Source organism: Niallia circulans NBRC 13626, from assembly GCF_001591585.1.
Lineage (GTDB): Bacteria > Bacillota > Bacilli > Bacillales > Cytobacillaceae > Niallia > Niallia circulans.
Genome location: NZ_BCVE01000006.1, coordinates 240,378 through 265,605 on the forward strand (window position 1 = coordinate 240,378; position 25,228 = coordinate 265,605).

Annotated in this window: 24 protein-coding genes; 2 read left to right on the forward strand and 22 right to left on the reverse strand. The window is 35.5% G+C overall.

The window, feature by feature from the left end; genetic code table 11:
* Positions 1-28: 28 nt before the first annotated feature.
* From BCI01S_RS24735 to rpsU, 14 genes are all read right to left on the reverse strand, one after another.
* Positions 29-172, reverse strand: a complete 144-nt coding sequence (locus BCI01S_RS24735; RefSeq protein WP_082138270.1) for a YqzL family protein — start codon at positions 170-172, stop codon at positions 29-31.
* A gap of 227 nt (positions 173-399) precedes the next feature.
* The gene (gene era, locus BCI01S_RS10325) at positions 400-1,314 is read right to left on the reverse strand and encodes a GTPase Era (protein ID WP_217279781.1); all 915 of its coding nucleotides are present in this window, start codon (positions 1,312-1,314) and stop codon (positions 400-402) included.
* On the reverse strand, positions 1,304-1,705 hold the full coding sequence (locus BCI01S_RS10330; RefSeq protein ID WP_047941291.1) for a cytidine deaminase: 402 nt from the start codon (positions 1,703-1,705) through the stop codon (positions 1,304-1,306). The genes era and BCI01S_RS10330 overlap by 11 nt, the downstream gene beginning before the upstream one ends.
* Before the next feature lie 415 nt (positions 1,706-2,120).
* Positions 2,121-2,516 (reverse strand): diacylglycerol kinase family protein, encoded by a 396-nt coding sequence (locus BCI01S_RS10335; protein WP_047941292.1) that lies wholly within the window; start codon positions 2,514-2,516, stop codon positions 2,121-2,123.
* Entirely contained in the window at positions 2,494-2,964 is a 471-nt protein-coding gene (ybeY, locus tag BCI01S_RS10340) for an rRNA maturation RNase YbeY (RefSeq protein ID WP_061798598.1), read from the reverse strand. The genes BCI01S_RS10335 and ybeY overlap by 23 nt, the downstream gene beginning before the upstream one ends.
* Positions 2,965-2,976: 12 nt before the next feature.
* Entirely contained in the window at positions 2,977-5,148 is a 2,172-nt protein-coding gene (locus tag BCI01S_RS10345) for an HD family phosphohydrolase (RefSeq protein WP_047941294.1), read from the reverse strand.
* Between the two features lie 322 nt (positions 5,149-5,470).
* Positions 5,471-6,436 (reverse strand): PhoH family protein, encoded by a 966-nt coding sequence (locus tag BCI01S_RS10355; protein ID WP_047941296.1) that lies wholly within the window; start codon positions 6,434-6,436, stop codon positions 5,471-5,473.
* Entirely contained in the window at positions 6,433-7,626 is a 1,194-nt protein-coding gene (gene yqfD, locus BCI01S_RS10360; RefSeq protein ID WP_061798603.1) for a sporulation protein YqfD, read from the reverse strand. Before yqfD ends, BCI01S_RS10355 begins: the two co-directional genes overlap by 4 nt.
* Before the next feature lie 14 nt (positions 7,627-7,640).
* Positions 7,641-7,925 (reverse strand): sporulation protein YqfC, encoded by a 285-nt coding sequence (yqfC, locus tag BCI01S_RS10365; protein WP_016202973.1) that lies wholly within the window; start codon positions 7,923-7,925, stop codon positions 7,641-7,643.
* Between the two features lie 230 nt (positions 7,926-8,155).
* Positions 8,156-8,602 carry a YqfB family membrane protein gene (locus BCI01S_RS10370; RefSeq protein ID WP_061798605.1) on the reverse strand — a complete coding sequence of 149 codons (447 nt, stop codon included), beginning with the start codon at positions 8,600-8,602 and terminating at the stop codon, positions 8,156-8,158.
* Between the two features lie 25 nt (positions 8,603-8,627).
* Positions 8,628-9,629 carry a flotillin-like protein FloA gene (gene floA / locus BCI01S_RS10375; RefSeq protein WP_047941299.1) on the reverse strand — a complete coding sequence of 334 codons (1,002 nt, stop codon included), beginning with the start codon at positions 9,627-9,629 and terminating at the stop codon, positions 8,628-8,630.
* Positions 9,629-10,969 carry an NfeD family protein gene (locus BCI01S_RS10380; protein WP_061798607.1) on the reverse strand — a complete coding sequence of 447 codons (1,341 nt, stop codon included), beginning with the start codon at positions 10,967-10,969 and terminating at the stop codon, positions 9,629-9,631. The genes floA and BCI01S_RS10380 overlap by 1 nt, the downstream gene beginning before the upstream one ends.
* A 294-nt stretch (positions 10,970-11,263) precedes the next feature.
* Positions 11,264-11,707: a GatB/YqeY domain-containing protein gene (locus BCI01S_RS10385; protein ID WP_047941300.1), complete on the reverse strand. Its 444-nt coding sequence runs from the start codon at positions 11,705-11,707 to the stop codon at positions 11,264-11,266.
* 17 nt (positions 11,708-11,724) lie between these two features.
* Positions 11,725-11,898 (reverse strand): 30S ribosomal protein S21, encoded by a 174-nt coding sequence (rpsU, locus tag BCI01S_RS10390; RefSeq protein WP_003152957.1) that lies wholly within the window; start codon positions 11,896-11,898, stop codon positions 11,725-11,727.
* A 330-nt stretch (positions 11,899-12,228) separates the two neighbouring features.
* On the opposite strand from rpsU, the gene BCI01S_RS10395 reads away from it, so the two are divergent.
* Positions 12,229-13,146, forward strand: coding sequence for a Na/Pi symporter (locus BCI01S_RS10395; protein WP_047941301.1), 918 nt, complete (start codon positions 12,229-12,231; stop codon positions 13,144-13,146).
* Positions 13,147-13,206: 60 nt separating this feature from the next.
* On the opposite strand, the gene BCI01S_RS10400 is transcribed toward BCI01S_RS10395, so the two are convergent.
* Positions 13,207-14,988, reverse strand: coding sequence for an ABC transporter ATP-binding protein (locus BCI01S_RS10400; RefSeq protein ID WP_061798609.1), 1,782 nt, complete (start codon positions 14,986-14,988; stop codon positions 13,207-13,209).
* A complete protein-coding gene (locus BCI01S_RS10405) occupies positions 14,978-16,738 on the reverse strand; it encodes an ABC transporter ATP-binding protein (protein ID WP_061798611.1) in 1,761 nt (586 codons plus the stop codon). Before BCI01S_RS10405 ends, BCI01S_RS10400 begins: the two co-directional genes overlap by 11 nt.
* A gap of 487 nt (positions 16,739-17,225) precedes the next feature.
* Between BCI01S_RS10405 and BCI01S_RS10410 the strand changes: the two genes are divergently transcribed.
* On the forward strand, positions 17,226-18,011 hold the full coding sequence (locus tag BCI01S_RS10410) for an AraC family transcriptional regulator (RefSeq protein WP_047941304.1): 786 nt from the start codon (positions 17,226-17,228) through the stop codon (positions 18,009-18,011).
* Between the two features lie 75 nt (positions 18,012-18,086).
* Here BCI01S_RS10410 and deoC read toward each other — a convergent pair whose 3' ends face one another.
* The 6 genes from deoC to dnaK all read right to left on the reverse strand — a co-directional run bounded on the left by deoC (position 18,087) and on the right by dnaK (position 25,215).
* A complete protein-coding gene (gene deoC / locus BCI01S_RS10415) occupies positions 18,087-18,752 on the reverse strand; it encodes a deoxyribose-phosphate aldolase (RefSeq protein WP_061798613.1) in 666 nt (221 codons plus the stop codon).
* 133 nt (positions 18,753-18,885) lie between these two features.
* Positions 18,886-20,238, reverse strand: a complete 1,353-nt coding sequence (mtaB, locus tag BCI01S_RS10420; RefSeq protein WP_061798615.1) for a tRNA (N(6)-L-threonylcarbamoyladenosine(37)-C(2))-methylthiotransferase MtaB — start codon at positions 20,236-20,238, stop codon at positions 18,886-18,888.
* Positions 20,239-20,243: 5 nt separating this feature from the next.
* Positions 20,244-20,987 (reverse strand): 16S rRNA (uracil(1498)-N(3))-methyltransferase, encoded by a 744-nt coding sequence (locus tag BCI01S_RS10425; protein ID WP_047941307.1) that lies wholly within the window; start codon positions 20,985-20,987, stop codon positions 20,244-20,246.
* Positions 20,988-21,106: 119 nt separating this feature from the next.
* Entirely contained in the window at positions 21,107-22,048 is a 942-nt protein-coding gene (gene prmA / locus BCI01S_RS10430) for a 50S ribosomal protein L11 methyltransferase (RefSeq protein WP_047941308.1), read from the reverse strand.
* 20 nt (positions 22,049-22,068) lie between these two features.
* On the reverse strand, positions 22,069-23,193 hold the full coding sequence (gene dnaJ / locus BCI01S_RS10435) for a molecular chaperone DnaJ (RefSeq protein ID WP_047941309.1): 1,125 nt from the start codon (positions 23,191-23,193) through the stop codon (positions 22,069-22,071).
* Between the two features lie 192 nt (positions 23,194-23,385).
* Entirely contained in the window at positions 23,386-25,215 is a 1,830-nt protein-coding gene (dnaK, locus tag BCI01S_RS10440) for a molecular chaperone DnaK (protein WP_047941310.1), read from the reverse strand.
* Positions 25,216-25,228: the final 13 nt, after the last annotated feature.

Sequence of the window (25,228 nt, forward strand, 5' to 3'; positions counted from 1 at the left end):
TCACCATCCCCTACTATAAGGACAGTAACTATGAAATGGGATAATCAAGTTCCGCTAGTTCCTCTTCTTGCATTCCTGGTATTTCATGATTATGCTTTTCTAATTCTTTAAAGAGTAGATAAGTATCAATGTTACCTGTTTGGGAAAAAACTTTCCAGGTAAAGTCTAACATGTAAAACCCCACCTTTCGATTTTTAACTAGCTGTTTACAACCTTAATCTTATCATAGCCTGTCTTTATAAAATCATGAGACGAAAATATTGCTAATTGATTGCATGTATAATTTTCAAATAACCGAATGCCTTCTAGTTTAATCCGTTTTCCTATTGCTGCAATAAAGGGAACAACAGGATTCCATTTTTTCTTATGGCAGCCTTTAAAGCTGTTCCGTTCTAATTATTAATATTCGTCTTCTCTAAACCCAAAATCACGCAATTGTGTCATTTTATTGCGCCAATCTTTTTGTACTTTCACCCATAATTCCAAATAGACTTTATTTCCTAGAAGATTTTCAATATCCGTTCTTGCTCTTTTTCCGATTTCTTTCAGCATACTACCTTGTTTACCGATAATTATCCCTTTTTGAGAATCTCGTTCAACGATAATAGTGGCCATTACGTTAATGACATCGTTTGATTTTCTCTCCATCTTTTCAATTACTACTGCAAGGGAGTGAGGAATTTCCTCTCTTGTTAGGTGCAGTGCTTTTTCCCTTATTAACTCAGAAACAATAAAGCGTTCAGGATGGTCTGTCACTTGATCAGCTGGATAAAATTGCGGTCCTTCTGGTAAATACTTTTTGATTTGTGTTAATAATGTTTCGACATTATTTCCTTCTAGAGCAGAGATTGGGACAATTTCTTTAAATGGATACTTCTCTTTATATGATTCAATAATGGCAAATAATTGATCTGGGTGAATCGTATCAATTTTATTAATCACTAAAAATATTGGTGTTTTTACAGACTGAAATTTCTCAAGAATGAATTCTTCCCCTTTACCAAAGCCTTCTTCAGCGTTAACCATAAAAAGGATTAGATCCACTTCTTTCAGTGTATTTTGCGCTACCTTCATCATAAAATCGCCAAGTCTATGTTTCGGTTTATGAATTCCAGGTGTATCAATGAAAATAAGCTGTGCATCATCTGTTGTAAGTACACCTTGAACTTTATTTCTTGTAGTCTGTGGCTTGTCGCTCATAATCGCAATCTTTTGGCCTATTACACGGTTCAAAAAGGTTGATTTTCCAACATTAGGTCTTCCTATAATGGAGATAAATCCTGATTTGTGTTCTGTTTGATTATTAATGTTCATTTAAATCCTCCGGTGAAAATGCTCCTGGCAATAACTCTGCCACAGTTAATGTTTGTACGTCGCCTTTTAAATTCGTTAATATTACTTCCATGTCTTTTGGACAAAGTTCAGAAATTACTTGTCTGCAAGCACCACATGGAGAAACTGGTCCCTCTGTATCTGCCACAACAACAAGCTTCTTGAAAGTAGTATCACCTTCTGACACAGCTTTAAATAATGCCGTTCGTTCTGCACAATTCGTCATACTGTACGCTGCGTTTTCAATGTTACAACCGTGATAAACGATACCCTTTTCCGAAAGCAGAGCTGCTCCTACCTTAAATTTTGAATAAGGTACATACGCTTTATCACGTGCAAGTTTTGCTTCTTCCATTAGAAGTTCCTTTTTCATACAAATCCCTCTTTTCTTTAAGCAGCTTTTCATGCTATTTCAAGTTCACTTTTGGCTATATCACAAGCCGAAAAGGTTCTTGTTTAGCCAAATACTTTCCCCTTTAGCGCTAAGATTTATTTTAAAATAATTTTTCATTTTAGTGAGTATCTCTTTTTAGTAAGCCCTATTCTCGCCTTACACATTATTTTAAAGAATAAATGGAACGTTTTCAAACTTCAGTAACACTTAATATGATGTTAAATGTACTGTCTTAAAATTATATACTAATTTGGAAGCACAATAAAGAGAAAGAAGTAGGGAGTTATTAATGAACGTAGAAAACCCAAAAATAAAAAACTACCTTTTAAAAATTAAATCTTCAACAAATAACTATTTGTTGAAGATTTAATTTTTATCAGATAGCTTTTATTCTCTAACCTATTATAGCGCTCCAGATTTTCGGGATAAAGATGATTCCGCCAATCACAATCGAAAGAATTGCTGCGACAAAAACAGCACCAGCAGCTATGTCCTTTGCCTCTTTTGCCAATGGATGATATTCACTAGTAACAAGATCCACCACACGTTCTATTGCCGTATTTATCAGTTCTAGGCTAATTACTAATCCAATACAAAAAGCAATTAACATCCATTCCTGTTTAGACAAATCATTTAAAAGGCCCAATACAATAACAAGAATGGTAATAACCAAATGAATTTTTACATTTCTTTCTTGTTTAATAGCAGTTAGTATTCCCAATATCGCTAAACGGAAGGAGGATAATTGACTGTTCTTTCGAATTCTTTTATCTTTGTAATCCGAACTCATCTAAAATATCCTTTTGAAGAGTAAACATCACTTTTTCATCTTCTTCTGTCATATGGTCATATCCTAGTAAGTGCAAAAAGCCATGAACAGATAAAAATCCAAGTTCTCTCATATAAGAATGACCATAATCATTAGCCTGTTCCTCCGCTTTATCGATAGAAATGACAATATCTCCTAACATTCTAGGAAGTCCCTCTCCAACCAATTCCAATTCGCCTTCTCCTAATTCCTCCAGCGCAAAAGAAATAACATCTGTCGGTTGATCCTTTTCTCTATATTCTTTATTTATTTGTTTAATTTGTTCATTATGAACGAAGGTAATGGAAAGCTCAATTTCTCCTTGGAGATTTAGTTTACCGGCCGCAAATTGTAAAAGTTTCTCGATTTTCGCAATCTCACTTTCCTTCACTTTTTCTGTTTCATCAATAAAATCAATTTCTAAATTCATATTCGACTTCCTTTACTTTTTCATTTCTGGATATTCGATTCGTGAATGAAAAATTCCTTTTAACGTTTCACTTAATGTATTTCGAACAATATCTAATTCCTTTAATGTTAAATCACATTCATCCAATTGTCCATCTTGCAAACGGTCAGAAATAATATTCTTAATTAAAGAGTCAATTTGCTCGGTGGTTGGTGCATTTAAACTTCTTACAGCAGCTTCTACACTATCCGCAATTCCTATAATTGCTACCTCACGCGTTTGGGCTTTTGGGCCTGGGTAGCGGTAATCACTTTCTTTTACCTCTCCCCCTTTTTCCTTTGCCTTAAAATAAAAATATTTTAAGAGGGAGGTTCCATGATGCTGTTCAGCAATATCGACGATTTCTTTCGGTAATTTATATTTTCTTAATAACTCAGCTCCATCTGTTGCGTGGGCAATAATGATATTTTTACTGGCCTGGGGAGGAATACGGTCGTGTGGATTTCCCATATTCATTTGATTTTCAATAAAAAAATGCGGCCTTTTTGTTTTCCCGATATCATGATAATAACAACCAACTCTTGCCAATAACCCATTGGCGCCAATCGCTTCACATGCTGATTCCGCTAAATTAGCAACCATCACACTATGATGATACGTACCAGGTGCCTCAGTTAAGATTTTACGTAATAATGGATGGTTAGGATTAGAGAGCTCAATTAACTTAATGGTAGAAAGCACCCCAAACCCGGTTTCAAGGAAAGGCAAGAAACCGATTGTTAAAACAGCTGAACTTATTCCGGAAATAACGGCCAGTAAAAGGAATACACCATATTCTTTTGCACCATAATGTCCGTTTTGTAAATATAAAATCGCTAATATCGTAACAATATTTATAAAAGAAATAAAGAATCCTGCATAAAGAATATTGGTCCGCTGATTTCTTTTATATAAAAATAAAATACTGGCTAAACCACTTGCAATAATATATATACCCATTCCTACATTAAAAGTTCCAGCAACTCCTTCATTAAACATAATCATTCCACAAACCGCAAGAATAATCGTTACTAATAAAGCAGATTTTTCTTCCATTAATATCTTAATTAACATAACCGCCATAGCAGCTGGAAATATATAGCCAATCTCTGTGTATTCAAACTGTTGGAAGGCGCTTATTGTTTTCATTAATACAATCGTTACACTAATTATAAGAAAGAACATTAAATAGAACTGGATATTATTCTCCTTCTCTTTCGATGTTCTTTTAAGTGTATAAAAATAAAGTGCCGCTAGCATCGTCAATATGATTAAACCTAAACCGATAAATGGCTGAATGGAATTATCGCTATCTAATAATCCAACAAGTTCAAGTTGTCTATGTATCTCTCTACTTATCAGTTGGCCTTCTTCCACAAGAACTTGGCCTTGAAGTACTCTTATTGGCTCCACACCATCAACAGCTTGCTGACGCATTTCTTCTGTCGCAGTAGGATCGTAGAACTCATTTTGAATGATTGCAAATCTTCCTAAATCGATACTTGCACTCTTTAAATCAGAAGTTAAACCATCGTTTACCTTTAAGATATCCTCCACTCTTTTTTTGGCATTCTCCACCTCATCTGAAGGAATCTTACCATTCATTACTGTATGTATAGCTGTTACCGTAATATCTTTTGCGATTTCTAACTGATCTTCCGAATAAGGAATAAGCGATTTTAAAGAGCGGTCCATAATTTCATTCGTTACTTCATTTGTCAGCTTGCCTTTTAGTAATTCAAGCTTCTCGTCAACGGATGGCTCTTTTATTGATTGTTTATTCTTATCTTCCTCTTCTGCTTTCTTTCTTTTTTCTTCCATTTGTTTCTCTACTTCGTTATTTACTTCTGTTACAGAATCAAATATAGAAGATATTAAATCTACACGATTCTGAGCAATTTCTTTATTAACAACATAGACATCCTGTACTTGATTTTTTGCTTCTTCCTTCTTTTTCTCTGTACTCTCTTTATCTTCCACTGTTATGGGTGACCTAATAGTCTGATCCGCTACAGAAAATAACTGTACATTTAATTTTTCCGGCTTTACGTTTCCATAGAGTGTAAAGAATAAAATGACACCAAGTAAAATAAAGAGAATTATTTTAAAAAAGGTAATATTCATTAGTTTTATTAAATTATTACGCATTCTCTGCCAAACGTTCATATTTACCTCCTATTTCAAAAAAATAGGTTCAGTTGCTTATTCTATCATCTTAAACCTATTTTTTAATCCTTAACCTATCTAGATGTAAATTCTCCTTCTGAAAGCTGATTTTCAAGCACTTGTCACTTTCCTCAATAGATCAGTAAAACCACCAATAATTAAAAACAAAAAAATCTGATGATATGTAAAATGATAACAGTTTTTTCGATCGTTTTCATCCTTTTTCGAATATTTCATGTATCCGGAACGTATCCAATCCAATATAGAAAGAAGGACAATATCCTTAAGCTCAAATAAACTTAAGATATTGTCCTTCTTTCTTTTACATAACTTGCTTTCCATATGCATGAATAATTTTTCCGACTAATGGATGTCTCACTACATCGCTTTCTTCTAAATGAACAAAGCCGATCCCATTTACGTTTTGCAGAATTTGTTCTGCAACTACTAATCCTGATTTCACGCCCTTTGGCAGATCTATTTGTGTTTTATCCCCTGTAACCACCATCTTGGATCCAAAACCAAGTCTTGTTAAAAACATTTTCATCTGGGCATGAGTTGTATTCTGTGCTTCGTCTAATATTACAAAAGCATCATCCAGTGTTCTCCCGCGCATATAGGCAAGTGGAGCTACTTCAATCGTATTTCTTTCAATCAAACGAGCAGTATGCTCCATACCAAGCACATCATGCAATGCATCATATAACGGGCGTAAATATGGATCTACTTTTTCTTTCAAATCCCCTGGCAAAAAACCTAAACTTTCCCCCGCTTCCACTGCAGGTCTTGTTAAAATAATTCTATTTACTTTCCCGCTCTTTAAAGCATTTACCGCCATCACAACGGCTAAATAAGTCTTACCTGTTCCTGCAGGCCCAATCCCAAAAACTAGATCATTTCTTCTAATAGTGCGTATATACTCACTTTGGCCGATCGTTTTTACTCTAATTGATTTTCCTTTAATCGTTTTCGCAATTTCTTCATCGTATAGTGACCCAAAATATTCAAGCGTTCCTTTCTTTGCCAGTGAGATCGCATATACCACATCACGTTGACTGATGGAAACACCCTTTCGGATTACTTGTAAAAGTTTATCAACAATATCCCCAACGAGCTCTATTGAATCAGGATTCTCAGAAGAAACAAGCAGCGTTTCTCCTCTCGTTACGATGTTACAATCTAATTCTTTTTCAAGCACTTGCAGATTGCTATCTCCATTACCAAGTAAAGCAATTGCTTCGTTTGGATCTTTCAACTTTACATTCATCGTTTTTAAATCTTCTGTCATTCTGTATCTCCTTGAGTTAGAGGTTGTGCTTTCGCAATGTTTTCTATTGTTGTAAAAGCTATATTTAATTTAACTTTACCATTCTTTATATCTTGTTGTAAAATTTTTTCCTCCTTAATTTTCCCATCTTCACCAATTCGTTTCATAATATCCTTTCTCGCATCCTCCTTCCCTTTCTCGATAGCTTCCTTCTCACTATATCCTCTTATTACAATCTCTTTTTCCCGATATGTTTTATTTACAATCTTAATTGGCAATTCCCATTTAAAGAACTTAACGTTTGACTCATTCTCCTCTTCCTCATATTCCTTATACTCTATTTTGCCAAATCCCCATACAGGAATACTCCACTTACCAAGCTTCATATAAATTTTTTGCTTTTCCGCTCCATTAAATACTTGGAAAGTTGTTTCCAAAGGAACAGTCACTTTTGTCGTATACCACACTTCTCCCCATACTTTCCCTTTAGCAGATACACTCTTCGCACGATCTTCATTCCCTATTTTGCCTGCAACTAACAATTGTCCTTTTCTCACAACTTCATTGATGGCATAGCGTTTTGTACCAGATTCCACAAAATCTGTTACAATTGTCGCTTTCTTCGTTGCTATTAAATTTTGCGGGCCCGCTTCTTTCTTTTTCTTCGGCTCGTTTTTTTCAACTACCTGGAAATGATAAGTTGTCCCTTTTAACTCCACACCAATCCATGTAATCGCATCAATATTATTTGTTAATTCTGCCTGAATTTCATCTAATTCCTTCGCAAAAAACTGCGATTTACCAATTTTTATGTCCATCTTATCCAGCTGCTTACGAATTTGATATTCAGTCGCAGGATTTGCTCCCTTGATTTCTATTCCCCAGACCATATTAGATAAAGTGAGAACTAGTCCTAAAAAAAGGAATAATCCGAGTACAAAACCGCTATTTTTCCACATTCTTTTATATAGAAACGGAGCTCCAGCTCGGCGCTGAAACTCTATTTTTATACCGCTTCCTCTAACTAAATGACGAAGAGAATGGATATTCTTTAGACTAATCTGAAAGGTTACAGCTTGCGGTCCGTGCTTCTTTACGTTCCAAACAGACATACCATTTTTTAATAACTTATTTAAAAACCTTTCTAAACCTTTGCCTGTTGCTTTCACTGTAATAATCCCTGTTAAATATTCTATCCAATGATTTTTCATAATTTCCTCCCAAATCATTCATTTATGTATAAAACTTGATCTATTTTCCCTTCTAATAATATTTCCTCTGGTAAAATTGTCTTAATAACAAACCCTTTTCCTTTAATCAACAGCTGCCCTTGTTTTAAAAGCAATCGTAATTCTTTATCTGAAAAGGTTATTAACCCTCGGTGGTTCTCTACATAAATATGTATTTGTCCAATCATTGTAATTCTAGGTAAGTCCATCATGACATCTTGAGGAAGTTCTAAGTTTTTTATCATCCAGTTCCGCAAGTTGTGTCCCCATTTTTTAGCCATAAAAAAAGAACCCCCTTTCCTCTCTTTTATGAGATTCTCTGTATAGACAGTACGCTTTCTTACACTTACTATCATCATATTCACGGAGTCCTACATTATGCTAAGAAAAACTTTTACGACACGCATTCGTGGAGATTTTCTTTAAATATCCTTTTATACAAAAAAGAGCTATTATCTAGCAAATCACTTCTCCAAAGAGAAATAACGCTTGATAATAACTCTCTATGTTTTTATTTTCTGCTTGTTACGCTGTGTTGCATAGAAGCTCGATGGGGATTTCTTGAACGAGGCGAAGCTAATACTTCCGAAAACACTACCGCCTGAACAATATTATCCTTTGTAAATAAGCCTTCAGATTCTTCCAGAGGTTGATTCTTATTTATAATTGGTCCTTGAACGACTCGATTTCGTTGTTTTTCCATCATATTAATCTTCTTTTGTAAACTTGCATTTTCCCTTTGCAGCCTTTCCAGCTCAGAAAGTGGTTTTTCAACCTGCACCACTTTTTTAGACTTTACAGGGACAGTCATAACTTGTCTTTCTCTCTCCACTTCTGCATTTACTTGTTTTGGCACCTGTGGTCTCTTTGGTTTGGGCGCCGGCTTTTTTTTACTATTATCAAAAACAGAAGAGAAGAGAAAAACTACAACCGCAATTATAATTGGAACAATTTCCAAATCTTTTCCCTCCCTTTCTTAAAGTTTACTCATTATCATCTTTATTTTTCTGGTCATCTGTTAATTTACCGATCGAGCCTCTCATTTCTGTATCAGCCGTGATATTTTGTAAATTCATATAGTCCATTACTCCAATATTGCCTGAACGCAACGCATCAGACATAGCCATAGGAACTTCCGCTTCTGCTTCGACAACCTTCGCACGCATTTCTTGAACTTTTGCTTTCATCTCTTGTTCTTGGGCAACAGCCATCGCTCTACGCTCTTCCGCTTTTGCTTGAGCGATTTTCTTATCTGCTTCTGCTTGCTCTGTTTGTAATTCAGCGCCAATGTTTTTACCGATATCTACATCCGCAATATCAATCGATAGAATTTCAAAAGCTGTACCAGCATCTAACCCTTTAGCTAAAACTGTTTGAGAAATCATATCTGGATTTTCTAATACTTTTTTATGATTATCAGAAGAACCAATTGTCGAAACAATCCCTTCCCCAACTCTGGCTACAACTGTTTCTTCTCCAGCTCCCCCTACTAGTCTCTCAATATTGGCACGCACTGTAATTCTTGCTTTTGCTTTTACTTCAATGCCATCCATCGCTACACCAGCAATAAAAGGTGTCTCAATTACTTTAGGATTTACACTCATTTGCACTGCTTCTAATACATCACGTCCTGCTAAATCAATTGCAGCACATCTTTCAAATGATAGCTCAATATTGGCACGATGGGCAGCAATCAGCGCATTTACTACCCTATCAACATTACCACCAGCAAGATAATGACTTTCTAATTGATTGATTGTTACATTTAATCCCGCTTTATGGGCTTTAATCAACGGATTTACAACACGACTTGGTATAACCCTTCTTAAACGCATCCCTACTAATGTGAAAATGCTAATTCTCACTCCTGCTGCTAAAGCAGAAATCCAGAGCATTACTGGCACAAATGTTAATAGCACCCCTAATAAAATAATTGCCAATACTACAACAATAATCCAAAATATTTCAAATCCGCCTACTAGCATTACTCATCCTCCTTTTGTATATCTATCGTTAGTATTTCCCTTACAACAATTCTTGAACCTTCTGCTTTTACTACTTTTACTTTCTTGCCCTTATCAATAAAACTTCCATCACTCACCACATCGATTCTTTCATCCTCAATAAGTATGACTCCGGCAGGACGTAAGGCAGTTAAGGTAACGCCTGTTTTCTCCATCAAATCATTGCGGTTCTGATTAGAAACATACCCACTTTCTGTATTGGTTGAGTCTGTTAAAATTATTTTTTTAAAGAATTTCATTTTTCTACCAAACACCTTTACTAATAAGATAGATGCTATAATGGAAACCCCTATTGCGATTGCTAGACTTATCCCGATGACCGCAATATCTCCACTTGCAAGAAACATGCTAGCAATGACAGAAACAATCCCAATTGCTCCAGCTATTCCACCGACGACAAAGAACTCCAGTATAATCAAAAGGATTCCAATCACAAAGAGAATGAGACTTTCGTATCCCGCAAGTCCTGCAACTAGATGCCCATAGAAAAAGAGCAATAAAGCAGAAATTCCCGCTATTCCCGGCAGTCCAAACCCAGGTGAATATAATTCGATGATTAATCCCAAACTTCCAATTGATAATAATATAGGAATGATAATAGGATTTGTTACAAACCTTGCAATTTTCACTGCAAAGCTTTCATCAACCTTTTCTATCTTTGCGTTCTGTATCCCTAAATGATCTAGCACATCCTCTAAACTATTTACCGTACCATTGGAATAGTTTATTTCTTCTGCTTCAGATGAAGTTAAAGTTAAAAACTTGCCAGCTTCCTTCATACCTGGAATGGAAATAGATTTATCTGCCATCGCCATTGCATAAAGTGGATCTCTTCCTGTTTTTTCTGCTGCCCCTTTCATGGCAGAAATCCAGTAAGACTGAGCCTTTTCATCTGCTGCATTCCCTTGTCCGTCTATCACCCCAGAGGATCCTATTCTGCCTCCCTCCACCATATAGATTTCATCGGTATTTAATGCAATATAGGAACCAGCAGAAATGGCATCTTGGTTAATAAAAGTAACCGTTTTTATGTCAGTTTCTGCAATTCTCTTTCCTATTTCAATAGCAGCAGATATATCTCCACCAGGTGTATGCATATCAAAGACTATCGCACTAGCCTGATTTTCTTCTGCTTCGGTAATTGCCCGATCTACAAACTGACTTAAACCTTTTTCAACCGTATCCTTTATTGGCACTACATATACTTTTTCTTCATTATTAGCGTAAATGATACTAGGTATGAAGGATAGAAAAAAAATAAAAAGAAGAGGGATCAACAATATTTTCTTTTGTCTTCTCAAATTTTCCCTCCTTTCCAAATGGTAATAGAAAAATGTTATGGCTATGTATACGTTTAACTAAATAAAAAGTTTCATTTTTTTAATTTTTATTTAATTAATAATTTCTATCGTTTAAATCGAAAAAAACAAAGGACAAAATATGGTCCTGCAAAGGAAATTAACAGATCTAACTATATTTAATAAAAATCATCTAATTTTATTATATGTTATATTAGAAATGGATAAAACAGAAAATCTTTTAACTATGTAAAAAGGCTGCAGATATAATCTGCAGCCTTTAAAACATAAACTTATTTATGAAAGGTGTTGTTGTACAAGTTTATTTACTAGTGAACCGTCTGCTTTTCCTTTTACTTTAGGCATTAAAGCAGCCATCACTTTTCCCATTTCTTTCTTTGAAGAAGCTCCAGTATCAGCGATTGCTTGTTTCACAATCTCTGCTAGCTCCTCTTCTGAAAGTTGTTCTGGCATATATATTTCAACATGTTTTAACTCCGCACGTATTTTGTCAACAAGATCTTCACGACCTGCTTTCTCAAACTCATGGAGGGAGTCTTTGCGTTGTTTTACTTCGCGAGAAAGGACAGATAACTCGTCTTCTTCAGAAAGATCTCTACCAAGCTTAATACTTTCATTCTGAATGGCAGCCTTAATCATTCGAATTACAACTAGTTTATCTTTTTCTTTGTTTTTCATCGCTTGCTTCATATCATTATTTAAGCGTTCGAGAAGACTCAATTTTGCTACACCCTCTCTTAGAACTTACGTTTTCTTGCTGCTTCTGATTTTTTCTTACGTTTCACACTTGGTTTCTCGTAGAATTCGCGCTTTCTAGCTTCCTGCAAAGTACCAGTTTTTGATACTGAACGTTTGAAGCGACGAAGAGCATCTTCAAGCGATTCGTTTTTACGAACGACGGTTTTAGACATTCTCTTTCCCTCCCTCCGAACACAACACACTAACATCAACATGGTTTCCATGTACCTTGACATTATAATATATCAAAGTTACAAGGTCAACTGTATTTGACCTTGTTAGACAAATTGTTTTAAAAAAACGTAAAAAAAAGGTGTTTTATACAAGGAATTAGCCTTTTTCTCCCTCCGATCCCTTCTCTTTTTGTATTTTTCCCTCTAGTCATGTTTTTAAACACCCTGTCAAATCTAGTATAAGAAGCTAGTTTTGTCATCATTAATTAGCTAAAAATGACATGTCCACCTTCTTTATTTCATATAGTTCTAATAAGGAGGAAGCCTAGAATGATTTATCTTATACTTTTTATTATCCTTATCCTTTTATTTATTTATGGGATGACTCTCTTACGGACAGGTTTATTTAATTTATCTTCTCAATCATTAAAAAACTCGCTCGAAAAATTAACAGATAAGCCATGGAAGGGGTTAATTGTTTCCATCATTATTACAGCACTTCTTCAAAGCAGCGCTGCCGTTATGGTTTTAACGATTGGACTAATTTCAGCAAGAGTCTTAACCTTTCCTCAATCTATCGGGATTATTTTAGGAACAAATATCGGAACCACCTTCACAACTGAATTTATTACGTTTAACATGAATAATTATCTACTTCCGCTTGCCATCCTAGGTGTGCTCTTGATCATCATTAACAAATATCAATTAAGAAGTATCGGCTTCATTTTATTCGGTATGTCGATTGTCTTTACAACAATGCGAGGTTTTAAATATTTTGCTGGGATGATGGAACATCATCCTGCTCTAAATTCGTTTTTCCTTTCATTAGCAGACCGTCCTTTCATCGCCCTTGTAGTCGGCATTATTATAACTGCCCTAATCCAATCAAGTACAGCGACAATTGGTATTATAATGGGCTTTTTATCAGCAGGATTGCTTCCGATTGAAATTGCTATAGCCATTATGTTGGGATCTAATATTGGTTCCTGTATAACTTCTTTTTTAGCATCAATAGGAACAGAAAAAAGTGCAAAACTTTGTGCTTATGCCCATATTTGGTTAAATATTGGAGGGGTCATTTTGTTTTATCCGTTTATCAATGATTTAGCTGCTATTGTCAAAAATATGACAGCAGAAATGGATGTTCAATTAGCTCATGCAAGCCTGTTATTTAATGTTCTATCTTCGCTCCTAGTTCTCCCCTTTGCGGAGCGCTTTGGCAAATTGATTATGCGATTACACAGCTGATGGATTGGGGTGAAATGCTATAAAAGGCTGCAAACATGGATATATGTCTGCAGCCCTTTTTTACATAACCTTCAATAAATCATATTGTGATTGATATAAATGATAATACAATCCTTTTTGTGCCATTAACTCATCATGTGTGCCTTTTTCTGCAACTCTCCCACCATCCACATAAAATATTTGACTACTATTTTTAATTGTTGATAGACGATGGGCAATGATGAAGGATGTCCTTCCTTTTAACAATTCAGTAATTCCTTCTTGGAGAAGTTCTTCCGTCTTTGTATCAATGCTGCTGGTTGCCTCGTCTAATATCAATATTTTAGGATTAGCCAAGAGGGCTCTTGCGAAAGATATTAACTGCCTTTGTCCCGCTGATAAAGTACTACCTCTTTCTTCTACAACAGTATGATATCCATCCTTTAAGTCTTTTATAAAGTCATGTGCTCTAACAATTTTAGCTGCGGTAATCACTTCTTCTTCCGTTGCATCTAGCTTCCCATAGCGAATATTATCTAGAATGGTTCCAGAAAATACAAAGGTATCTTGAAGCATCACACCCATTTGCGACCGTAAAGATTTTAATGTTACATCTCTTACATCAATCCCATCAATTTTGACACTGCCTTCATTTACATCATAAAACCTACTTAACAAATTTATAATAGTAGATTTACCTGCACCTGTGGGGCCGACTAAAGCGATACTCTGACCTGCATTAATATGAAAACTGACATCACTAAGTATGTTTTTCCCTTCTTCATAACGGAAGGTAACTCGTTCAAAGGTGACATTCCCTTTAATCGTTGGCATTGGGATTGCTTTTGGCTGATCCTTAATATCTGGTTCAACATCCAGAGTTTCAAAAATACGTTCCAAATAAGCAGAAGCAGTGATAAGCGCATTATAGAAGTTCCCCATATTAATAACTGGGTTCCAGAAATTATTGACATAGCCAATAAACGCTACAAGTGTACCTGTACTAACATCTACCCCAATTTGCCGTATTCCTACGAAGTAAATTAAACTTGTTGTTAAAACAGAGATATTTTGAACACCTGGCCATAGAAGAAACTGGATTGAAACTGCCTTAAGCCAAGATGTTCGGGTTTCATTGCTTACTTCATCAAAAATTTCAAAATTCTCTTCTTCCCTTGCAAAGGATTGCGTAATTTTTATGCCGGCAATACTTTCATGAATATAGGCATTCATATTAGATTGTTTATTGCTTAACACTTGATACGCTTTTCTCTGCATATTTTTGATTACCCATACTAATACTCCTAAAATCGGCAGAAGTGCTAAACTATATAATGTTAGTTTTGCGTTGATGGCAAACATAAACATTAACGTTATAATTACACTGATGATATCAGAGATCAGGTTTATCAGCCCATTACTTAATAGATCACTTAATGTATTAATATAATTAACAACTCTGATTAAGATTTTCCCATGAGGGCGATTATCAAAATAGGAAAAGGGCAGCTTCTGTAAGTGCTGAAAAATATCTAAACGCATATCCTTTAGAATATTTTGACCAATCTGAGTAATCCATTGAATGCGATACCGCATACATATACCAATTACAAATAGAGAAAGAACAAATAAAATACTAATCCCGATTAATAATGGAATATTTTTATCTGGGATAATTTCATCAATTGCTATTTTTGTAAAAAACGGACCGAGCATTCCTGCCACGTTGGCTGTTAAGATGATTAGCAATGTAATAAACAATGCCTTCTTATAAGGTTTAATATAAGCACCGATTCGTTTATAGTGACTCCAGTTAAATTCGGTCTCTAATTCTTCGTCGACATTAAATTTATTACGGGCCAATGGCTGCTCCTCCTTCTTCCTGCTCTACTAATCCTAATTGTCTTCTATACACATCGTAATACATCCCTTTTTTCGCAACAAGTTCTGTATGCGTCCCTTGTTCTTTCACTTCCCCTTTATCAAGAACTAAAATAAAGTCTGCATCCCTTACAGATGAAATACGGTGTGCAATTATGAAGGTTGTTTTATCTTGTGTCAACTGATTTAATTCCTTTTGGATTTTACTTTCTGTTTCCATATCTACAGCTGATGTTGTATCATCCAATATCAAGATAGATGGATCCTTCGCTAATGCTCTTGCTAAGGAGATCCTTTGCTTTTGACCACCAGATAATCCCACTCCGCGCTCTCCTACGATTGTATCGTATCCCTCCGGCATTTTAACGATAAAGTTATGGGCGTCGGCAATTGCTGCCACGCGTTGAATTTGCTCCATGTTTAAATATGGTTTTCCAAAGGAGATATTTTCCTCAATAGTATTTGAAAATAAAAAAATGTCTTGCATAACCATCGAAATTTGATCGCGAAGCTTCCTCACTGGCCATACTTTTGCATTTATTTGATCAATTAATACTTCTCCTTCTGTTGGATCATAGAATCTTGCAATTAAATTAACAAGCGTTGATTTACCAGATCCAGTTTCCCCTAAAATCCCAACAGTTTGCCCCGGTCGGACGGTAAAGGATACATTTTTTAAGATAGGGGTTTCAGGGTCATCGGAAAACGCAAAAGAGACATCTTTAAACGTTACATATCCAGCAATTTTCTTGCCTTTCTTTTTGTCTTCTACCATAATTTGTGGTTCCGTTATTAATAAATTTCTAATTTTTACACAAGATGCATTAAATCGCTGTACATCATTTATCAACCATCCACTCATGCGCATTGGCATATTTAAGAGCCACATAAACCCGTTAAATGCAACCAAGTCACCTATGGACATATTCCCCTGAATCACAAATAAGCCACCTAATAATAAAGTAATAACAGCTAATACTCCGGCAAATCCGTCCAGCCATGGTAAATATTTTTTAGAAACATTAGCAGAAATAAGGTTACGTTTTCGATAATCATCATTAAAATGATTAAACTTTTCGATTTCATACTCTTCCCGGGAAAATGCCTTAACTACTCGGTTGCCGCTAATATTTTCTTCCACCATGGAATTCAGTCTGGAAAAACTTTCACGGATTTCTAGAAATACTGGATGAGCTGCTTTGGACATTTTTTGTGTAAAAATAAAGATAAACGGTGTAACAGCGAGTAATGCTAACGTTAATTTCCAATCAATGTTCATCATTACGATAATGGCAACGACAAACCAGATAACACATTCAGCGATATTATAGCAGACCCATGAAACGAAATGGCGTATAGCGTCCATATCACCTGTCATTCTCGCCATAATATCTCCTACTCTATTATGATTAAAAAAGTCAAAATCAAGCTCTTGAAGCTTTTTATACATATCTTGTCTTATATCAAACTGTGCATCTTGACCAACATGTTCGTATAACATTTGGTAGATGTATCGAGTAACGGTTCTGATCAGTGTCGCTCCTATCATCGCTAGTAAAATGGGTACTAAGAGTTGGACTTGATTATTCTCAATGACTTCATCAATCAATCTTCCGCTTAAAATAGGAATAATCACTACAAAGAAAGAATTTGCTAATAAAATCAAGGATGCAACAATTACTTTTTTCTTATTCTTCTTTACGTAACTCCAAATCCATTGGTAATTATTCAATAGGAATCTACACTCTTTCTTTTTTTAATTTGTTTACTTCCAAAATAATATTTCAAAAGATAGCTAAATATACTTTTAAATAAACTTTCAGAGGAGGAGATTTTTATTCCTCCTTAATGATGGATATTTACCTTTAACTGGCTTGGTAAAATTTTTTCACTAAGTAAAATCAATAATATCTCTTAAAACATGTAAGGGCGTGTATACAAGGTTTATATTCATTTTCACTTTCTCTCCCATCCTTGGCATTGTTCTCCAATTATTACAACCAGGCTGCAAATGACTTAATCTTAATCCTCCTTTTTAGCCATGAATGAACGCAATAAATGTGAACGGTTACCATTTTATATTGTTATGCAACATACTATAATAAGAAAAGAGAAAACCTTTTCTTATCACAGATTAATTTTAGTCACGAAGGTTTGACGTAACTAGTACTTAAATTGTATAATTATGGACAAAATTTGACTTGAAAGGAGTACATTGAATGTTATACTATCAATCAAATTATTTTGGACAAAATGGAGATTTTGATCGTATATCAGCATTCAATCCTACCAACCTTCCTCATTTTCATCGCAGCTTGGAACTGGTGATGGTTGATGAAGGCACACTGGAGCTTACCATACAAGATAAATCTTATACTCTTCACGAAGGAGAAAACGCTCTCATTCTTTCGAATCAAATACATAGTTTACAAAGTAATCAGAAAAATCACTCCTGGATTTATGTCTTTTCTCCAGAATTGGTTAATCAATTTTATCAGCTTAGTAAAAACAAAGACTTAATTCATCCAATATTCCAGTTACAGGCTGCCACAAGAGAGATGATAAAGGAGATATTCTTCAACAATAATAGTTCGCTGTTTGCCAAAAAAGGGGTTCTGTACTTAATTTGTGCGGAATTGCTAAATCAAACTTCTTTCAAAGAGGAAACGCGGAGAGATGATTATTTATTACATGATTTACTCAACTATATCCAAAATCATTTTACCGAGGAACTTTCCTTAAAAGATTTATCACAAAAATTTGGATACGATTATTCCTACCTATCAAGATTTTTCACAAAAATACTGCATATACCATTTGTTGATTTTGTAAATGGGCATCGTGTAACGTTAGCCTCTCAATTATTAAAAACAACGGATAGTAAAATTACCGAAATTGCCGATATGGTTGGCTATCGAAACATTCGCAGCTTTAATCGAAACTTCGAAAAAATCATGAACACTACCCCGAGTAATTATCGAAAAATTTATATGGAAAGTTATTAATAAACGCAGCGATAAATTGACAAAAAAACCTTAGAAAACACCTATTTGTTTTCTAAGGTTTTTTTAAAGGATATATTAATAATCACTATTGCTTGTCAAACCATTCACGATTGCAACTCCAGAACTTGCTCCGATTCTAGTAGCTCCAGCAGCAATCATTTTCTCCGTGTCTTCACTGCTGCGTACACCTCCAGAAGCTTTCACACCTATATCTGGTCCAACCGTTTTTCTCATTAATGTAATGTCCTCAACAGTTGCTCCGCCTGTTGAGAAACCTGTTGATGTTTTTACATAGTCAGCTCCTGCTTCTACTGCTAATTTACAAGCAATTTCTTTTTCCTCATTTGTTAGGAGACTAGTTTCAATAATTACTTTCGATAATGCTTTACCTTTTGCCGCATCCACTACCGCTTTAATATCTTCTTTAACTAAATCATAATTTTTATCCTTTAAAGCACCAATATTAATAACCATATCTACTTCTGTTGCCCCATTTTTAATGGCATCTTCTGTTTCAAATGCTTTTGTTGCTGAAGTAGATGCTCCTAAAGGGAAACCGATCACTGTACATACCTTTACCTCTGTTCCATTAAGCAATTCACTTGCAGCTTTGACCCATGTTGGATTTACGCAGACAGAAGCAAATGTGTATTGCTTAGCTTCTTCACAAAGAGTCACAATTTGTTCTTTCGTCGCATCAGCTTTTAATAAAGTGTGATCAATCATTTTAGCAATGTTCATTAAGATTCTCCTTTGATATATGTACTAATTAAAAATATATGCCAAGCTCTTTGAACGAACAAAGAGCTTCCATATTAAAGTTATTAAAATTAATTTTATAAAACAAAAAGGAAACAATTGTAGCTGGCTAAACTTAAGAAACAATCGCAGCTTGATCTTCTACTTCCTCTAAAACACGGACAAATTGTCCTTCATTTACAGGGTAGCCTGCTTTCGTTAGTTTGACTTTCACAATTTTCCCAACCATTTCTTCTGTTGCTGGGAAAACTACTTTTAAATAATTGTCTGTATATCCAACATAAAGCTTTCCATTGCCATCTTCTTTGTAGACTTCCTCTGGAATAACTTCTACTACCTCGCCTTCATAGTTAGACGCATATTCCTTTGCTAATTGATCAGAAAGCGAAATTAAACGATGTACTCGTTCGTTCTTTACATCTTCCTCAATTTGGTTATCCATTCGCGCAGCAGGTGTTCCTGTCCGTTTTGAATATGGGAACACATGCAATTCAGAGAATTTATGTTCTTTAATAAAATCATAAGTTTCCATAAACTCTTCTTCTGTCTCTCCTGGGAAACCAACGATTACATCAGAGGTAATGGCCAATCCTGGCAAGGCTTCTTTTAATCTTGTAATTCTTTCGGCAAAGAATTCCATTGTATATTTTCTTCTCATTCTTTTTAAAACAGTATCCGATCCAGATTGAATCGGGATGTGAAGATGATTTACAATTATTTTTGATTTATCTAAGACTTCAATCACTTCATCTGTTATTTGGCTTGCTTCGATAGAAGAAATACGAAGGCGCTTTAGACCCTTTACCTGGGATTCTAAATCACGCAGTAAATTAGCTAAGTTATAATCCTTCATATCTGAGCCATATCCACCTGTGTGAATTCCTGTTAATACAATTTCTTTATAACCAGCATTCACTAATTGCTGTGCTTGCTTAATAACCTCTTGCGGATCTCTTGAGCGCATCAATCCCCGTGCCCATGGAATAATACAGAATGTACAAAAATTATTGCATCCTTCTTGGATTTTTAAGGAAGCTCTTGTTCTATCCGTAAAAGCAGGGACATCCATTTCTTCGTACACACGATTTTTCATAATGTTTCCAACAGCATTTATTGGTTGTCTTTCTTCTTTATACTGCGTAATATACTCTAGCATTTTCACGCGATCCTGTGTACCAACTACAATATCAACTCCAGGAATAGCCATAATTTCTGCTGGAGAAGTTTGGGCATAACACCCTGTAACACAAATAACTGCATCTGGATTTTTACGAACTGCACGACGAATTACTTGGCGGCTCTTTTTATCTCCTGTATTTGTAACGGTACATGTATTAATAACATATACATCAGATATATTTTCATATTCTACACGTTCATAGCCTTGTTGTTTAAACAACTGCCAGATCGCTTCGGTTTCATAATGGTTTACTTTACATCCTAAAGTATGAAAAGCAACTGTTGGCATTTTTATCACTCCATCAATTCAAAATGATAAGATACAGCAGACAATAGGTATAATGGTGCAGTCTCTGTTCTTAATATTCTTGGACCAAGTCCGCATGTCACAAAACCATGCTCTTTTAATAATGCTACTTCTGATTCAGTCAGGCCACCTTCTGGGCCGAATACCGCAAGGATAGATTGTCCTTTTGTCATCGATTCCAAGCTTTTCGTTAACACAGACGATTCGCCTTCTCTTGCCTCTTCTTCATAGGCTATTAATTTTACATTATAACCTTCTGAAAGTTTTATCAACTCTTTTATACTAATTGGAGAACTTACTTCTGGTATCATGGTTCGGTGGGATTGTTCTGCTGCTTCTTTTGCAATTTTATTCCAGCGAACTAGTTTTTTTCCACCCTTTTTCTCATCCCATTTAACGACAGAGCGAGCTGCGATGAAAGGGATAAACTTAAAAGCGCCTAATTCTGTTCCTTTTTGGATAATCCATTCCAGCTTATCCCCTTTTGGCAGTCCGCTCACAATAGAAACCGAAATAGGTAATTCTATTTCTCCTTCTAACCATTGTACCACTTTTGCAATGACTTCGTTTTCGGAAATTTTTTCTATTCTGCACCGTGCTGCCTGCTGAAGACTGTTGACACAATATATTTCATCGTCAATATCCATTCGCATCACACGTACAATATGATGATAATCGTCCTCTTGAATAAAAAATGTATCCTCTTCGTTTTTAGCAAAATAACGCTGCAATCGAATTCCTACTTTCTTTTAAGCAATAGAGAAGGAAGAATCGTAAGACGAAACTTCCTTTTTTCCTTTTGAATATACGCTTACTCTTTTAGCTTGTTGCTGTGAAAGTTTTTCTTCTATTAACTCTTTTTCTGAGCGGTAATGCTTACCCAATCTTCCATTTGTACTGTTTCTATTATTTCTAGGCCTGATGCGATAATAGCATCCTTTACTTCTTCTTTTTTCTGAAGAATGATGCCAGAAGCAATAAAGAAACCATCTTTTTGAAGTAAACGATAAACATCATCTGTAAAACGAACAATTACCTCTGCCAAAATATTTGCAACAATTACCTCTGCCTGTTCCTCTATACCACTTAAAAGATTATTTTGACGGACAGATGTTTTCTCATGAACTTTGTTTAATTTAATATTTAATTTAGCAGAACGGACAGCCACTTCATCCAGATCTAAAGCAAGCACAGATTTAGCTCCCAGCATGGCTGCTGCAATACTTAGCACACCAGATCCTGTACCAACATCGATAACCACATCGTCTTTTTTTACTATTCTTTCCAAAGCCTGTATACATAATACAGTTGTCGGATGTGTTCCTGTTCCGAAAGCCATCCCTGGATCCAATTCGATGATTAATTCATCCGTATGGACTGGTGTATAATCCTCCCAGGTAGGTACAATCGTAAATTTCTCAGATATTTTAACAGGATGATAGTATTTCTTCCAAGCTGTTGCCCATTCTTCTTCATTTACTTCCATAATGGAAACTTTATTTAATCCAATATCAATATTAAACAGTACTAAATTATTGATATTTTCTTTAATTGCCTCTACTGTTTCACCAAGAAAACTATTGATTGGTAAATACGCTTTAACTAGAACGCCTTCTTCTGGATAATCATCAGGATTTAGTTGGTAGATTTCGCCGAATTGGTCTTCTCTTTCTTTAATTAATTCAAAGGGATCTTCAATAACTACCCCACTAGCACCTGCTTCATGCAAAATATTTGAAATAGGTTCAATCGCTTCATTTGTCGTATGAATTGTGATTTCTGACCATTTCATTTCTACCAACTCCTTTTTGATTATTCACCTTTAAATGCTTTTTTTACCTTAGAGAAAAAACTGTCCTCTTCTTCTCCACGAGGAGTATCTCCAGATACTTCAGCAAATTCCTGTAATAGTTGTTTTTGTTTATCAGATAATTTTGTAGGTGTAATTAAACGAATGATTACATGCTGGTCACCTTGGCCATATCCACGTACATTTGGAATCCCTTTGCCTTTAAGGCGGAATTTTGTTCCAGTCTGTGTTCCCGCAGGTACTTTCAATTTCACTTTGCCATGAATAGTAGGTACTTCCACTTCATCACCTAGTGCAGCCTGAACAAAAGTAATCGGCATTTCACAGTATACATCTTCTCCATCACGCTCGAAGAAGTCATGTCTTCTTATGTGGAACACAACATATAAATCACCTGCTGGCCCGCCGTTTATACCAGGTTCTCCTTGCCCAGAGACTCTTAATTGTTGACCATCATCGATACCTGCTGGAATTTTAACACTAATTTTACGACGTTTTTTTACTTTTCCAGTTCCGCCACAAGTTGAACATTTATGCTTAATCTCTTTACCAGTTCCATTACAGTAATTACATGTTCTTCTATTCACAATACGACCAAATGGTGTATTTTGCTCCACATTCAATTGTCCAGTACCACTACAATGCTTACATGTAACTGGCTTAGTCCCTGGTTTTGCTCCCGTGCCATTACATGTTTCACAATTTTCTTCTCTTGGTATTTCAATTTCCGTTTCTTTCCCAAATGCTGCTTCTTCAAATGATAGTGTCATCGTATATTGTAAATCAGCCCCTTGACGCGGAGCATTCGGATCTCTTCTTCTTGATCCTCCACCACCAAAGAAAGTGCTGAAAATATCTTCAAAACCACCGAAACCACCGAAGTCTCCGCCACCGCCGAAGCCTTGATTAGGATCTGTATGGCCAAACTGATCATAGTGCGCTCTTTTTTGATCGTCACTCAGTACTTCATAGGCCTCTTTCACTTCTTTAAACTTTTCATTCGCATCAGCTTCTTTATTGATATCTGGATGATACTTTTTTGAAAGCTTACGATACGCTTTTTTTATTTCATCCTTAGAAGCCCCTTTACTGACTCCAAGGACTTCATAGTAATCCCGTTTATCCATAATTGATTACCACTCCCCGATTCTTTTCACATAGATGCTATTGTATCATTTTGCTTTTCTAAAGTACAATAGTTTATTGCTATCTTTCCTAATTATCGCTAAAAAACTTCTGATTGAAAAGAAAAGTCAAAGTCAAGATAACCTGACTTTGACTTTCGCTAAACGTAATTGATTTTATTGGTTTTATTTCTTTTATTTATCGTCTTTTACTTCTTCAAACTCTGCATCTACTACGTTGTCATCTTTATCGGATGCACCGCCGTCTGCACCTTGAGCCGCTTGTGCTGCTTGTGCTGCTTCTTCATATAATTTCATAGAAAGAGCTTGAACGATTTCTTGAAGAGCGTCTTTTTTCGCACGAATTTCTTCTAATTCGTTTTTCTCGATAGCCGCTTTTAAAGCATCTTTTGCTTCATTTGCTTTTGCAACTTCACTTTCGTCCACTTTACCTTCTAAGTCTTTTAATGTTTTTTCAGTAGTGAAAACTAATTGATCTGCTTCATTTCTTAGTTCCACTTCTTCTTTACGCTTTTTATCAGCTTCAGCATTTTCTTCTGCTTCTCTTACCATTTTATCGATTTCTTCATCTGATAAGCCTGTAGAAGATTTAATTGTAATTGTTTGTTCTTTATTTGTACCAAGATCCTTCGCACGAACATTTACGATACCATTTTTATCGATATCAAATGAAACTTCGATTTGCGGAATTCCACGTGGTGCTGGTGGAATATCAGCTAATTGGAAGCGGCCTAATGTTTTGTTATCCGCAGCCATTGGACGTTCCCCTTGAAGCACATGAATATCTACAGCTGTTTGGTTATCAGCAGCAGTTGAGAATACTTGTGATTTAGAAGTAGGGATGGTTGTATTACGTTCGATTAACTTTGTAAATACTCCACCCATTGTTTCAATTCCTAATGATAGTGGTGTTACGTCTAAAAGCACAACGTCTTTTACATCACCAGTAATAACGCCACCTTGGATAGCTGCACCCATTGCAACAACTTCATCAGGATTTACTCCTCTATGCGGCTCTTTACCGATTTCTTTTTTAATTGCTTCTTGAACAGCAGGGATACGAGTTGATCCACCTACAAGGATAACTTTGTCAATTTCAGATGCATTTAGACCAGCATCTTTAAGTGCTTGACGAGTTGGTCCCATTGTACGTTCTACTAATGAAGCAGAAATTTCTTCGAATTTAGCACGAGATAAAGTTACTTCTAAGTGAAGTGGTCCAGCTTCTCCAGCTGTGATAAATGGTAAAGAAATTTGTGTAGAAGCTACACCAGAAAGATCTTTTTTAGCCTTCTCTGCAGCATCTTTTAAACGTTGTAGAGCCATTTTATCTTTGCTTAAATCGATGCCATTTTCTTTTTTAAATTGGTCTACTAAATAATCGATAATTACTTGGTCAAAATCATCTCCACCAAGACGGTTATCACCAGCAGTAGATTTTACTTCAAATACGCCGTCTCCTAGTTCAAGGATAGATACGTCAAAAGTACCTCCACCTAGGTCATATACTAAGATAGTTTGATCTTCGTCTGTTTTATCTAAACCATATGCTAATGCTGCAGCTGTTGGTTCGTTAATAATACGTTCAACTTCTAAACCAGCAATTTTACCAGCATCTTTCGTAGCTTGGCGTTCTGCATCATTAAAGTATGCAGGCACTGTTATAACTGCTTTCGTTACTTTTTCTCCTAAGTATTCTTCTGCATAACCTTTTAGGTATTGAAGAATAATCGCAGAAACTTCTTGTGGAGAGTAGTTTTTGCCTTCTACTTCTACTTTATAATCCGTACCCATATGACGTTTAATAGACATAATAGTGTTTGGGTTTGTAATAGATTGACGTTTTGCAACTTCCCCTACTTGGCGTTCTCCATTTTTGAATGCTACTACAGATGGAGATGTTCTATTACCTTCTGGATTTGGGATAACTTTTGGTTCTCCACCTTCAAGTACAGCAACACAAGAGTTTGTTGTACCTAAATCAATTCCAATAATTTTACTCATGGAAATTTCCCTC